5 protein-coding genes and 1 CRISPR repeat array are annotated in these 14,207 nt (G+C 58.9%); of the genes, 4 read left to right on the plus strand and 1 reads right to left on the minus strand.

What is annotated here, in order from left to right:
• The first annotated feature begins 94 nt into the window (after positions 1 to 94).
• From RCAS_RS13760 to RCAS_RS13775, 4 genes are all read left to right on the plus strand, one after another.
• Positions 95 to 2,137 (plus strand): putative glycoside hydrolase, encoded by a 2,043-nt coding sequence (locus tag RCAS_RS13760; RefSeq protein WP_012121165.1) that lies wholly within the window; start codon positions 95 to 97, stop codon positions 2,135 to 2,137.
• A gap of 71 nt (positions 2,138 to 2,208) precedes the next feature.
• Positions 2,209 to 4,587 carry a peptidoglycan recognition protein family protein gene (locus RCAS_RS13765; RefSeq protein ID WP_012121166.1) on the plus strand — a complete coding sequence of 793 codons (2,379 nt, stop codon included), beginning with the start codon at positions 2,209 to 2,211 and terminating at the stop codon, positions 4,585 to 4,587.
• An 18-nt stretch (positions 4,588 to 4,605) separates the two neighbouring features.
• Complete coding sequence (locus tag RCAS_RS13770; protein WP_012121167.1) at positions 4,606 to 5,376, plus strand: hypothetical protein; 771 nt, start codon at positions 4,606 to 4,608, stop codon at positions 5,374 to 5,376.
• Between the two features lie 351 nt (positions 5,377 to 5,727).
• Positions 5,728 to 11,346: direct repeats of the CRISPR family, unit length 37 nt; unit sequence GTTTCAATCCCCTTCATGGCGGGGCTTTTGTTTTTTT.
• A gap of 158 nt (positions 11,347 to 11,504) precedes the next feature.
• The gene (locus RCAS_RS13775) at positions 11,505 to 13,553 is read left to right on the plus strand and encodes a WYL domain-containing protein (RefSeq protein WP_041330807.1); all 2,049 of its coding nucleotides are present in this window, start codon (positions 11,505 to 11,507) and stop codon (positions 13,551 to 13,553) included.
• A 199-nt stretch (positions 13,554 to 13,752) separates the two neighbouring features.
• Here RCAS_RS13775 and cas2 read toward each other — a convergent pair whose 3' ends face one another.
• On the minus strand, positions 13,753 to 14,028 hold the full coding sequence (gene cas2 / locus RCAS_RS13780; protein ID WP_012121169.1) for a CRISPR-associated endonuclease Cas2: 276 nt from the start codon (positions 14,026 to 14,028) through the stop codon (positions 13,753 to 13,755).
• Positions 14,029 to 14,207: the final 179 nt, after the last annotated feature.

The following is a 14,207-nucleotide window of genomic DNA, read 5'->3' on the forward strand; positions in this document are numbered from 1 at the left end:
GCTGGCAAGCCATGCTTGACAATGCGCTGTCAAGCCTTTATCATACGCGCAAGGTGATACCGGAGTGACATACCCTGGGATGGAGTCGTTATCGATGCGATGGATTCGCGGATGCGCCCTGGCTGCTGTGAGTATTCTGGCGCTTATCGTCGCGGCGTGCAGCCAACCCGCCGTTCCGCTCACCGGAACGATCGCCGACGCTTATACAGGAAAACCGGTCGTTGCGACGTTGACCATTGGCGATCTCCAGGTCACCACCGACGCGAACGGGGTCTATCAGATCGATCGCTGGAGTGCGCGTGATGTCATCAAGGTCGTTGCCAGTGGGTATGAGCCGATCGAAATCAATCTTTCTACGCTGCCGAACCTGGAACGCCCATCGCCTCCGGCGGTCACGCTCGAGCCGGTGCAGGTGCGTCCCAATACCCTCAGCGGTGTGATTACCGATCTGTATACGGGCATGCCGGTGGCAGGCGCGCTGGTGCAGGCGTCTGAAACGATCAGCGCCACCACCGACGCTGAAGGGCGGTATGTGCTGACAGGCGTGCCGGAAACGTTTCGCGTGACCATTACTGCCGATGGATACGCGCCGGTGGTCAGTGATGTGGCGCGCACCACATTGTTCGATGCCGCGATCCGTCCCGATACACTACGTGGCGCCGTGACCGATGGGTACACCGGACGACCGATTGCCGGCGCATCGGTCGCGCTTGGCGATCTCCGGGCGACAACCGACAGCAATGGGCAATATGTCTTGCGCGGCGTGCCTGAGAAGGGAACCATGACGATCAGCGCCAGGGGGTATGCCCGTCTCGATCAACCGGTCGAACGGGTGACAACGCTCGATGTGGCGCTTCGTCCTGATACGCTGAGCGGCACTCTGATCGATGCGCAATCCAGGCAGCCGATCCGCAATGCGACTATCATTGCCACGCTTAATCTTCAGAGCAGCGATGTGGCAATGACACGGATCGATAATAGTTCCGATGGCTCCTTCACCCTTGAAGGAATTCCGGAGCAAGGCTACCTTCAGGTGCTGGCGCCGGGGTATCGTAAAGCGGTCATCGAATTGCGCCCCGGCAGTGTGCCGGCAACGATCGAGCTTGAGCCGTTCTACTCGAAGGCGCTCTATGTCACCGCAGCCGTTGCATCGCGCTGGAATCTGTTGATGAAGTATTTCGACATCATCGATGCGACTGAATTGAACGCCATCGTCATTGATATCAAGTCGGATCTGCGCGATGACCTGGGGTTGGTGTACTACGATTCGCAGGTTCCCATAGTGCGCGAATTGGGGACATTCAAACCCTACATGGATCTGCGCGCCATCCTCAATGAAGCCAGACGTCGCGGCATCTACACGATTGCGCGCGTTCATATGTTCAGCCACGACAATGTGCTTGCCGAGGCGAAACCGGAGTGGGCAGCGAAGGATCGCACCACCGGCGGAATCTTCTACGATTATCCCGCTCCGAGTATTCGCTACGCCTGGCTCGACCCATGGAACGAGAACGTCTGGGACTATAACATTCAACTATCGGTCGAAGCGGCGCTACTTGGCTTTGATGAAATTCAGTATGATTATATCCGCTTTCCGTCACTCGAATTTTCGCCGACCGACAAGGACCGTCTGCTCCTCTCGCGCGAAGGAACGCCCGAAGAACGCTGGGCAAATATCACCGAAGTGCTCAAACGCTCGCATCGCGCGATCAATGGCGCCGGTGCATTCTTTTCGGTTGATGTCTTCGGCTATACTGCCTTTGGTCCTTCGAGATTGCTCGGACAAAACCTGAGCATGATGGCGGAGTATACCGATTACATCAGTCCAATGATCTACCCGTCGCACTTCAATCCGGGCGAATTTGGCTTCGATAATCCGGCAAAATATCCTTACGAGGTCATCCAGAAGTCTATGAGTGCGGCGTTCAAGCAAGTCGAGGGAAAACGCGCGCTGCTCCGCCCCTGGTTGCAGGACTTTACGCTTATCTGGGTGCCGAAGGAACTGTTGGTCGAATATACGCCAGCTGAGGTTCGCGCGCAGATCCGCGCTGTTGAGGAGTTCGACGCCAGCGCGGGCTGGATTCTGTACGACTCGACGAATGTGTATCACGTCGAGGCGCTGAAGCCGGCGGAGTAGGGTTCGGGGTTTGAGGCTAAGATCATAACCCTCAACTAATAACCCTTAACCCAAACATTCATGGAGACGTTATGCACCGCCTGGTTGTGACCATTGCGTTGATCGGCATGATGATCGGCATCACTCCGTCACAGGCGTTCGCACAGGTGCCGGTGCAGTCGGGGCGGATTGTGTTCAGCACTCAGGCGGACTGGCAGCGCGGGACGCGCACTGATGTGCAGATTATCACGAATGCCGACGGCGAACTGCGCCTGGAGCGTGGCGCGACTCGCGGTACGTTCGTCTCTGAACCGATTGCTCTGACCACGACCCTGAATGCCGCCGGCGTCGTCTGGCACGCCGATGTTCCGCCCGGTACGACACTGACCCTCGAACTTCGCGGCGGTCCTGCTCCCGATCAACCGGGTCCCTGGCAGCCACTGACGGCTGGCGAACTGCGCGCTCGATCAACCCCGGACGCTTTTGCGATTGAAGGGGTGCGCCCGCTGCCATCCGATACGCGTGTCTTGCAATTTCGCGCCACATTCAGCACGACTGTCCCAAACGCTTCGCCAATCTTGAGCGATGTCAGCATCAGTTACTTCGACACAAGCGCCGGTCCGCCGCGCGCGATCAATGCCGTTCCCGCAGTTGGCGGACCCGCAACGCTGACAGTGCCGCCGAAACTGTTTCCACGTACCTCGTGGGCAGGCGGCAACCCGCGCGCGTACCGCGGACCGCGCGAGGCGCCGCAGGGGATCGTGCTTCATCAGATCGGCGCCGATGCCCTCGACGATTCGCTGCCATTCCTGCGCGCGCTCGCTGTGTACCACGAACAGACACTCGGCTTGAACGATACGGTTTATCACTATATCATCGGGCGTGATGGCGCAATCTTTGAGGGGCGGAGCGGTGGACCAACCGCCTCAGTCGCTGAATTGAGCGGTGGCGCCGCAGTACACATTGCGCTGATCGGTGAAGGGGCGCCACCCGCAGCCCAATTCGACGCGCTCCGCGCCTTGCTGGCATGGCTGTGTGATGCGTACCGTCTCGAACCGTCCGGGCAACGAGTCATCACGCTCAATGGGTCCAGCGTTGTCGGTCCCACCATCGCCGCGCACAGTGACCTGGCGCCTTCTGCTGGCGATCCCTCGAATGCGCTGCGCGACGCCCTGCCTCAGATTCGACAGTCGGTCAGTGCTGCGATGGTGCGTTCTCGCTGGTTTTTTGCCGAGGGAAATCCGCGCGATTACGAAGAACGACTGGCAGTGCTCAATCCTGGCAGCGAACCTGCCACGGTGCGTTTCATCATTGTGCGACAGCCAGGCGTCGAGGTTATCCGCGAGACGACGGTTGCGCCGGGTGCGCGCGCTAACCTCGTGATCAACCAGGTCTTCAACGATACATCCGATGCTCCTGCAATCGTTGAGTCGAATGCCCCGATTATTGCAGAACGCTTCATGAATTTTGGCGCCGATCTGAGCCTTCAGCCAGGTGTGGCGCACCCGTCGCGCGTCTGGTATTTCGCCGAAGGTTCAACCGAAGGTGATAAACGCACGTTTCTGGTGCTGTTCAATCCGCAATCCGAGCCGGTCGGCGCGCGCGTGTTGCTGATTACGAATGATGGAACGACGTTTGTGTATCCGCCGTTCGATAGCGAGCCGGTGGTGCTGCTGCCCCGGCAGCGGACGGTCATCGTGATGGGCGATCTGCTGCCGAATGCCTCGTTTGGGATGCGAGTCACCGCCAGCCAGCCAATTGTTGCCGAACGCACGATGATCTTTGGTCCTGGCAGCACACTTACCAGCGGGGGAATGCACATATCGCCGGGGATGACCGAACTCTCGCGGGAGTGGCACTTTGCAGAGGGAACGACGGCGCCACCATTTCGGATGTCGCTGCTGGTGCTCAATCCGAATGGCGACCGCGCGAATGTTACCGTGCGCTTCCTGACCCCCGACGGCACATCGCTGGCGCGGCGCTACGCTATTCCGCCGCTCGCGCGCCTGTCAATCGATGTCAACGACGTTGTGCCAGAACTGGGAGTCGCAACAACCATCATCGCTGATCGCCCGGTCGCGGCTGAGCGGGCGCTCTACTGGCGCAACGATGCAGCAGGAACAGCGGGACCAGGAGTGATGGCGCCCGCCTACTCGTGGCGCTTTGCCGACGGTCGCACCGGCGGCGATTATCAGCAGTATCTGTTGATCAGCAATCCATCGCGCAGCCAGGCGCGCATCGATGTTGCCTTTATTCTGGCAGACGGCTCACGCGCGAGCCGGTCGCTGGTGATGCCCGCCGGTTCGCGGTATACGATGGCGGTTCACGAACTGTTCCCCGATCAGACGATCATTTCTGCAACGGTGCGTGCGACGCAGCCGGTGGTGGTGGAACGTTCGATCTACGCAGGACCTCCAGCCGCTACGACCAATCGCGGCGGTGAAACATCACCTGGCGTGCCGGGTGATTGATATGCGGGATAATGCTCAATGACCAACGCTTCAGAGTCTGCGCCTGCCACGCCGCCAGCGTCGCCTCCAACACGCCGGGGGAGCGGATTTTTTGCTCGCCTGCTGGCTGCCTTTCTGGTCATCCTGATCACGACAACTATCACGCTACTGGCGACCGGCGCAACCCTTCTCTGGTTGGGGTTCACACCGTCTACACCGATAGAACTCACTGCTGCAAAAGCGCAGGTGGCAACGCTCGAGGCGCGCAACGCAACCCTGATCAGCCGCGCCGATGCAGTGGCAACTGACGTTGCCGATCTTGCTCGCCGCGCCAGCGATGATCGAGAAGCGCTGAGCGACATCCGCAGCGCTATCGATGATGTGCGTGTCTTGCGTGAGCAGGTGCGCGAACAGTTGACCGCCATCGTCGGACAAAACGCGACACTGGTCGCCGACGCGCGCGCCAGTCGCGATCAGGTTATAGCATTTGCAACGGCGGAAGCAGGGCGGGCTACGCTGCTCCAGGAACTCGACCGACGTTCCCAGCGGATTGAACGCTTTTTGCAGCGCTTGAGCGACATTGCAGGTGATGCCGCGCTCGACCTGCGCGGACCGACGCCGATGCTTCCGGTCGTCGCACCGACGGCTACGATGCCTGTCGAGCCAACGGCGCCACCAACACCAATCACCACGCCTACTCCAACTCTAACGGTCACGACAACACCAGAGGTGACGGCAACCGAAACTGCGACACCCTCGTCTGTCGCCACCACCACTCCGACGCCTCGCAGCGCCACGGCAACGCCATAATACCAATGACGATTGAAGATACCGCATGCGTGTCATTCCGAGCCCTTCGCTTCGCTCAGGGTAAACTCAGCGAGGAATCTGAGCGGGTCGCACAAGACCCCTCGCGCTGCTCGGGGTGACCATGCCGGATGGTCACAGGTCATTGGTATTAATCCTCTCATCATCAGTGCCGAATCCCGCAGACGGTTTGCGCCCCCAGTAAAAGCAAATTCAGTGGCGAAAAGGAAAATACGGATAGCCGGTGGATCACCTCTCCAGGCCGGAGCGGGGCTAGTTGGGGCGGGGCGCAGCCCCGCCCTTCCGTGGGGCGGGAGATAGGCCGGAGCAGGGCTGCACCCCGCTCGTCTAGATGCGGTCATCCCCTTCATGGCGGGGCTTTTGTTTTTTTGATCTGCCCCTAGGTAGACCTTCCTACACCCACCCCGTGTTTCAATCCCCTTCATGGCGGGGCTTTTGTTTTTTTAAACACCCGGCGGGCGAGGTCGACCTCGACTACCTGTTTCAATCCCCTTCATGGCGGGGCTTTTGTTTTTTTGCGATGCACGGGGGGCGCATGAATGCGATGGCCACGTTTCAATCCCCTTCATGGCGGGGCTTTTGTTTTTTTTAGCCCGCGAAAACAAGCTTCCGAGCGTGGCAGCGCTCGTTTCAATCCCCTTCATGGCGGGGCTTTTGTTTTTTTGACCGGCAGACCGAGGAGCACAGCGCCCGCGCCATGTGTTTCAATCCCCTTCATGGCGGGGCTTTTGTTTTTTTACCGCAGCCGAGATGGTGGTCGGGTTGCACCTCGCGGTGTTTCAATCCCCTTCATGGCGGGGCTTTTGTTTTTTTGCCTGCATCCCACTTCCTCCTGCTGACCCACCCTCAGGTTTCAATCCCCTTCATGGCGGGGCTTTTGTTTTTTTCGCCTTGGCGCGCGGGTGCGGGTGAAATAAACCGCATGTTTCAATCCCCTTCATGGCGGGGCTTTTGTTTTTTTACCGGGTTCGGCTGGAATTCCTCCCCGAGCACGTCGAGTTTCAATCCCCTTCATGGCGGGGCTTTTGTTTTTTTGGGAAGGGGTGGCCCGCGTCGAGCAGGCCGCCGACCAGGTTTCAATCCCCTTCATGGCGGGGCTTTTGTTTTTTTCTGTGCGTCTGGTCGGGTTCCGCCGTGGCGCCATGCAGCGTGTTTCAATCCCCTTCATGGCGGGGCTTTTGTTTTTTTGAGGGATCCATGATCAGAGGTTGGTGGCGTTCGTGGTGTTTCAATCCCCTTCATGGCGGGGCTTTTGTTTTTTTTGTGGAACGAGCCAAACCCTTGGCGGCAGCGCGGCGTGTTTCAATCCCCTTCATGGCGGGGCTTTTGTTTTTTTCCGCCCAGAGATCGAGCGGGTCATCTGGCTGGACAAGTTTCAATCCCCTTCATGGCGGGGCTTTTGTTTTTTTGCGCCGGGTCGACCGCCGCCGCGCGGCGATGGTACGCTGGGTTTCAATCCCCTTCATGGCGGGGCTTTTGTTTTTTTCCGGTCCCGCCCTCGCCCTCGACTTCGAGGAGACCCGGTTTCAATCCCCTTCATGGCGGGGCTTTTGTTTTTTTGCGCGTACGGCTCGCAGCGGCGACGTGTTTCAATCCCCTTCATGGCGGGGCTTTTGTTTTTTTGATCATCGCCGCCGCCATCGTCGGCCTCGAGAAGCTCGTTTCAATCCCCTTCATGGCGGGGCTTTTGTTTTTTTGATTATTCTTCCCTTTGCACTGCTCTCGTATCGCAGTGTTTCAATCCCCTTCATGGCGGGGCTTTTGTTTTTTTACGGAGGAGCCCACGGCCGAGCCCACCGCCGCCCCGGTGTTTCAATCCCCTTCATGGCGGGGCTTTTGTTTTTTTGCTGCGCGCAGCACCAGGACCTGGAGGCGACCCGGCGGTGTTTCAATCCCCTTCATGGCGGGGCTTTTGTTTTTTTCATCGACCTGGACTGCTTCCAGGGCACCATCGAGCTCGTTTCAATCCCCTTCATGGCGGGGCTTTTGTTTTTTTGGATCCCGCCGCGTGTCGTGCTTCATTGAAAGGAGCACCCGTTTCAATCCCCTTCATGGCGGGGCTTTTGTTTTTTTGGATCATCTCGATCGCGGAGGCTGAGCAGGCGGCGCGTTTCAATCCCCTTCATGGCGGGGCTTTTGTTTTTTTGGGTCGCAGTGGTAAACGCGGTGACCCAGAGGTAGACCTGTTTCAATCCCCTTCATGGCGGGGCTTTTGTTTTTTTTGATGGTCAGGTGCGGTGTAACCACTCGGGACGAAAGTTTCAATCCCCTTCATGGCGGGGCTTTTGTTTTTTTGGGTCGCAGTGGTAAACGCGGTGACCCAGAGGTAGACCTGTTTCAATCCCCTTCATGGCGGGGCTTTTGTTTTTTTTGATGGTCAGGTGCGGTGTAACCACTCGGGACGAAAGTTTCAATCCCCTTCATGGCGGGGCTTTTGTTTTTTTATATTGTATTCTCTGTAATATTCATGAAGAACCCTCGAGTTTCAATCCCCTTCATGGCGGGGCTTTTGTTTTTTTCCAAGACCATCGACCTGGACTGCTTCCAGGGCACCATGTTTCAATCCCCTTCATGGCGGGGCTTTTGTTTTTTTGAACGGCGGCAACGGCGGCCAGGATGGCGAGAAGGGCGAGTTTCAATCCCCTTCATGGCGGGGCTTTTGTTTTTTTCCGTATCCATTGCGTCGGTGATGACAGTATCTTTAGTGTTTCAATCCCCTTCATGGCGGGGCTTTTGTTTTTTTCCCTCGCCGCCGTATGTCCTCTACTTGATGTCTACTGGTTTCAATCCCCTTCATGGCGGGGCTTTTGTTTTTTTACGTGATCACGATGGGCCATGTGAGGTTCAGCGTGACGTTTCAATCCCCTTCATGGCGGGGCTTTTGTTTTTTTCCGACCGAGACGCCCAAGCCGACCGAGACGCCCAAGCCGCGTTTCAATCCCCTTCATGGCGGGGCTTTTGTTTTTTTGGGCTGCATTTGACATCTTATGGACTCACTTCCGTAGGTTTCAATCCCCTTCATGGCGGGGCTTTTGTTTTTTTGCCACCGCCCCCCAGGGCAACGGCGAGGCCCCGACCGGTTTCAATCCCCTTCATGGCGGGGCTTTTGTTTTTTTTCCCCGGCTCCGGCATCCTGGATACGGGGTACTGGGAGTTTCAATCCCCTTCATGGCGGGGCTTTTGTTTTTTTCGTAGAGAGAATTTCTCTAAAGCTCCGGCCACCGCATCGTTTCAATCCCCTTCATGGCGGGGCTTTTGTTTTTTTCCCCCGCCGGAGGCGGGGGAAGGAGGAAGCCATGAGATGTTTCAATCCCCTTCATGGCGGGGCTTTTGTTTTTTTCCGAAGAGGAAGCGGAACTCCGCGCGCGGAAGCGCCGCGCGTTTCAATCCCCTTCATGGCGGGGCTTTTGTTTTTTTGGGTGGCCGCGGTCGAGCGGGCCGCAGACCAGCGCGGTTTCAATCCCCTTCATGGCGGGGCTTTTGTTTTTTTTCGGCGCCATGTGCGCCAGCTCGAAGTGGAGCTGGCGTGTTTCAATCCCCTTCATGGCGGGGCTTTTGTTTTTTTGAGGCGCCCACGCCGCGCGCGTGCAGCAGAAGGCGCTGGTTTCAATCCCCTTCATGGCGGGGCTTTTGTTTTTTTGTGCAGCGCTTCGCGTCCCGAGGCGCTGCCCATGGCGCGTTTCAATCCCCTTCATGGCGGGGCTTTTGTTTTTTTTCGGCGCCGGCGGCGGGGCGGGCGGCGGCGCGGCGCGTGTTTCAATCCCCTTCATGGCGGGGCTTTTGTTTTTTTACTTCGCCGCATTCCTGGCGAGACGATGGAACGTCTCGTTGTTTCAATCCCCTTCATGGCGGGGCTTTTGTTTTTTTCCGGGCGCCCGCGAGCTGACGGGCTACGCGCTCATCGTGTTTCAATCCCCTTCATGGCGGGGCTTTTGTTTTTTTTGATCATCCGGTACTGCGTAGCCCCGGACCCGTGCAGGTTTCAATCCCCTTCATGGCGGGGCTTTTGTTTTTTTGTCTCAGATCATCCAGTCGGACGTTCGCCTGTCGGACGTTTCAATCCCCTTCATGGCGGGGCTTTTGTTTTTTTCAAGGCTCAGCAGCTTCGCGATGAGATCAAGCGCCAGAAGGTTTCAATCCCCTTCATGGCGGGGCTTTTGTTTTTTTGGGAGTCATGCAGATGGTGGCATGTCTCCCGGAAGGACGTTTCAATCCCCTTCATGGCGGGGCTTTTGTTTTTTTCTGGTCTCGGCGGCTCCGCTCCTGGGGGAGGAGCGGTTTCAATCCCCTTCATGGCGGGGCTTTTGTTTTTTTGCGGGGGACTCCATCAATGATACGGAGATACGGACCAGTTTCAATCCCCTTCATGGCGGGGCTTTTGTTTTTTTGGCGCGAGGCGCTTGCGCGGCTGCTCGCCGGCATCGCGTTTCAATCCCCTTCATGGCGGGGCTTTTGTTTTTTTCAGGCGGAGATGGTGACGCCTGAATCGTTTATCGCGGGTTTCAATCCCCTTCATGGCGGGGCTTTTGTTTTTTTGCTCCGCTCCTGGGGGAGGAGCGGAGCCGACGCGTGATGTTTCAATCCCCTTCATGGCGGGGCTTTTGTTTTTTTCTGGACGCCTGCGCGCGCCTCCAGCGCTGGGGAACGGCGTTTCAATCCCCTTCATGGCGGGGCTTTTGTTTTTTTATCCCCCCGCCGGAGGCGGGGGAAGGAGGGAGCATGTGTTTCAATCCCCTTCATGGCGGGGCTTTTGTTTTTTTGGGAAGGAGGGAGCATGTGGTGGAGGAGATGGTTCGCGTTTCAATCCCCTTCATGGCGGGGCTTTTGTTTTTTTAAGATGAGGAGGCCCTCCGCCGGGTCTTCGGCAACAAGTTTCAATCCCCTTCATGGCGGGGCTTTTGTTTTTTTCCGCTTCCGCTTCCTCCCGAGGAGGAAGCGGCGCTCCGTTTCAATCCCCTTCATGGCGGGGCTTTTGTTTTTTTCTGGGGGCGCTTCGTTCCCACCGCCGCGTGGCCGTCGTGTTTCAATCCCCTTCATGGCGGGGCTTTTGTTTTTTTCGCTCGAAACGGAGGCGGCCTGGGCGGCGCACCAGGCCGGTTTCAATCCCCTTCATGGCGGGGCTTTTGTTTTTTTGCCTCCACCCGCATCCGTGCGATGCGGGCGGAGTTGGGGTTTCAATCCCCTTCATGGCGGGGCTTTTGTTTTTTTCCACGCTGGAGACGCAGAAGGGCAACGCCGACGCCGCGTTTCAATCCCCTTCATGGCGGGGCTTTTGTTTTTTTCGGCACGGCCGACTGCAGCCTGAACGGCACCGCCAAGTTTCAATCCCCTTCATGGCGGGGCTTTTGTTTTTTTCCATTCCTTCCCTCTCCCGAATGGGAGAGGGAAGGCGCGTTTCAATCCCCTTCATGGCGGGGCTTTTGTTTTTTTTCGGCGAAAAGTTCGCCGTGTGGAATGGGGATGATTTTGTTTCAATCCCCTTCATGGCGGGGCTTTTGTTTTTTTCCGGGGAGGCCGGCTATCCGTGCGACCCACCCATCCCGTTTCAATCCCCTTCATGGCGGGGCTTTTGTTTTTTTAACGGGACGCCGCCCACCTGGCGCGGCGGTTGCTCAGGTTTCAATCCCCTTCATGGCGGGGCTTTTGTTTTTTTCGCGGGAAGCGGTCGAGCGGATCGAACGGGACGCCGAGTTTCAATCCCCTTCATGGCGGGGCTTTTGTTTTTTTCCTTACAGGTCGCCGGGTGGTTTGCCGGCCCCATGCGTTTCAATCCCCTTCATGGCGGGGCTTTTGTTTTTTTAAGAGGCGCGGCTCCTTCTCAAACACGTTCCTGAGGCGCGCGTTTCAATCCCCTTCATGGCGGGGCTTTTGTTTTTTTGGGAGGAGCGGAGCCGCCGCTTGATTGACCAGCTCGCGTTTCAATCCCCTTCATGGCGGGGCTTTTGTTTTTTTCCCCTCTCACGACTCCTCCTGCCATCCACGGCATCTGCGCGCGCTCGACGCTCGATGCTCCTGACCGGCTTGCCTGCGCCGTTTTGTGATTTTGGCGGGTGAGAGGTATCATGACACGGTACGAACAGTATAGCAGGTCATTGCCTCTGAGGTCAAGTATGAATCGCTGGGCTGCGCTGCTGGGTGAGATTCCGTCTGAACTGCAACGCCTGATTGCGCGCACACAGCGTATTGCGTTGCCGCGTTCCTGTTCTGCCGATGAACGCCTGCGCCGCCTGCGCGCGGCACTCTGCTCTGCTGCCGTCGTCCGTTCCGTGTATGCATCGCTCGATGCCGAAACCCGTGCGGCGCTCGCCGATCTGCGCCAGCAGCGCGGCGGCATCTCCGCCAATGAACTGGCGCTGCGTTATGGCATCGTTCGCCCGCTGCGCCAGATGTCGCGCGACCCGCAGCCGCGTTCGGTTGCCGAACGGTTGATTCTGCTCGGCTGGTTGCTGCCGCGCCCGCCTGCGCCACATTCGCCGCAACGCTATCTTCTGGCGCCTGAAGTGCGGCGCTGGCTGCCGAAAGCGTTGCGTTTTGCGGAGGAAGAGGGAACGGCGCCGGTTGCGCCGCCGCCGCTGGCATTGCGCGCAACCGTGGCGCTCCTGCTGGTCTGCGCCGCCACGCCGCTGCCTGCACGCGCCGATGGTTCGCTGCGTCGGGTGGCGCTGCGGGTATTGCTGCCGCTGCTGTCGCCTGCATCCCTGGATGAGGTTGGCCGTGTGTATGCGTTTGTGCTGCCACATCTGTATGATCTCGGTTTGATCGGTCAACAGCGCAGGCATTGCACGCTTGCGCCTGGCGCGGCTGCGTTCCTGGCATCGCCGCTCGATATTCAGTTGAGCCGACTGATCGATGCCTGGGTCCGTAGCCCGCTTCCCGATCCCTGGTTGCAACGTCTGCGACTGGCGTCCGTCGGTATCGACTGGCCGGTGCTGCGCCGTCGTCTGATGCGGTGGATCGAAGCCGTTCCACCGGGACGCCTGCTGCATCCGGAACGCCTGTGCATGTCGTTGATCGACTCGTTTGGTCCGCTGGCGGATGCGCATACCCACGGGTTTCGCGTCGTGCAACGCTCGCCGTGGCGAGTGCAAAGCCAGACTCGCGCGCTGCTGACGGCGCTGCACGAACCGCTGCACTGGCTGGGTCTGGTTGCCTGGCACGATGGGTTGGTCTATCGTCCGCTGGAATGTACTGCGCCGGATAGGGTTTGGCGCTATAGTACGGCTGGCGAGGTGCTTGTGCCATTTGATGGGATCGATGCCGATGCGCTGCATCTGGCGTGGAGCGGGCGCTGGATTCGGGGAGAGGCACATGGATTGACGTGGCGAATGATGCACACCCCGCGCGCGCAGGAAGCGGCAGTGCGCCAGGTGTTGCTGCGCCACGCAGGAACTCCGCCTGCCGCATGGGGAGCGCCAGGCTCCGATCGGGCGCCGTCGTTGCGACTGGTTGACAGTGTGGCGCTTGTGGCGGATGCGCCGGAGGATCTGGAATTTGCGCTGCGCACGCGAAGTGTGCAGCGGTATGTGCAAACGCGCCTGGCGCCGGGCATTGCGCTGGTGCGACCGGAACACGTCGCGGCGCTGCAACGCGCGCTGGCGCGTCAGGGCATTGCAGTCGCCGGGCGTGCGCCAATACCCGCCGCTGCGCCGCCGCTCGATGCGCTGAGCCCCGGCGATTGTGCGGCGCTGCTGGTCGCCTGTGCGTTCTATCGTCGCCACGCGCCTGCCGGGATGCCGCTGATTGTCGATGAGACGCTCGAATCGGCGTTGTGGCGCCCACTGTCGCCACCGTTGCGTGATGCAGTCGAAGAGGCGCTGGCATATCTCGACGCTCATTCGTGCAGTGCGACGGAATGGATCGATTCCTCTGGGAATGGTCATATCTCTGCTGTGGAAAACGCTCCGTTCAGCGGATCGTTGCGGCAATCCGCCGTGAATGAACACGATCTACTGGAAACGCTGTGCCGCGCCATCGCTCAACGCCGCACGGTGACGATTGAGTACGACACCGGCGGCGAGGGGCGGGTCGAGCGTCGGACGGTTCGCCCGCTGGAACTGGAACGACGCCATGATGCCTGGTATCTGCGCGCCTATTGCCTGCGCCGTCAGGCAGAACGGACGTTTCGGCTCGACCGGGTGCGGGCATGGACAATTTCATAAGATCACTATACACCTGGACGTTGAAACCGCGTCTGGAAAGCGGTCGGCGTGGGCTGCGACTGGCTCAGCCTGCGCCGAGGCGCGACACGGTTCGTTGACGAGGGACCGTCCACCAAGCGTGGACGTGGGCTGCGACCGGCTCAGCCCGCGCCGAGGCGCCTTTGCGCTTTTGTGTGTGCTCATTTGAACCATATAGACGCTAGACGAAATAGTGGGTCGGGTCGCGGCTGACCACGCCGATACCGACGATCTGGATGCGCCTGACGGACGCTTCGTCGAGGCGGTAGCAACGCACACTGTCGGTGTTCGGATCGATCAGGTTGCGCAGTTCACGCAACACGTTCGTAAAGGCGCGTGCATCCAGATCGCACTCAAAGACGCTGTACTGAACGCGCGTTCCCCATCCTTTCAGGTATTTCATCACCTTCGTGCGCCGCCGGTCATCGATGATGTCGTAACTGATAATGGTAAACATAAGCGCTCCATACCTGTCCTCGATGTTGCTCTCGTGCAACTGGCGTTGGCTGCGACAGGCTCAGTCACCGCCAGCCCTGTCGTCGTCTGTTTCAGCGGGCGGCCAGCGGTGACTTCGACCGGCTCAGCCACCGCCAGCACAGTGAGAGTCAATGATAGTTCAAAGAGTTTGGGACCCCT

Origin of the sequence: Roseiflexus castenholzii DSM 13941, from assembly GCF_000017805.1 — a bacterium.
Lineage (GTDB): Bacteria > Chloroflexota > Chloroflexia > Chloroflexales > Roseiflexaceae > Roseiflexus > Roseiflexus castenholzii.

Coding starts and splice junctions, on each gene's coding strand:
- RCAS_RS13760 (WP_012121165.1), top strand. CDS start 95: ATGCGATGGATTCGCGGATGCGCCCTGGCTGCTGTGAGTATTCTGGCG.
- RCAS_RS13765 (WP_012121166.1), top strand. CDS start 2,209: ATGCACCGCCTGGTTGTGACCATTGCGTTGATCGGCATGATGATCGGC.
- RCAS_RS13770 (WP_012121167.1), top strand. CDS start 4,606: ATGACCAACGCTTCAGAGTCTGCGCCTGCCACGCCGCCAGCGTCGCCT.
- RCAS_RS13775 (WP_041330807.1), top strand. CDS start 11,505: ATGAATCGCTGGGCTGCGCTGCTGGGTGAGATTCCGTCTGAACTGCAA.
- cas2 (WP_012121169.1), bottom strand. CDS start 14,028: ATGTTTACCATTATCAGTTACGACATCATCGATGACCGGCGGCGCACG.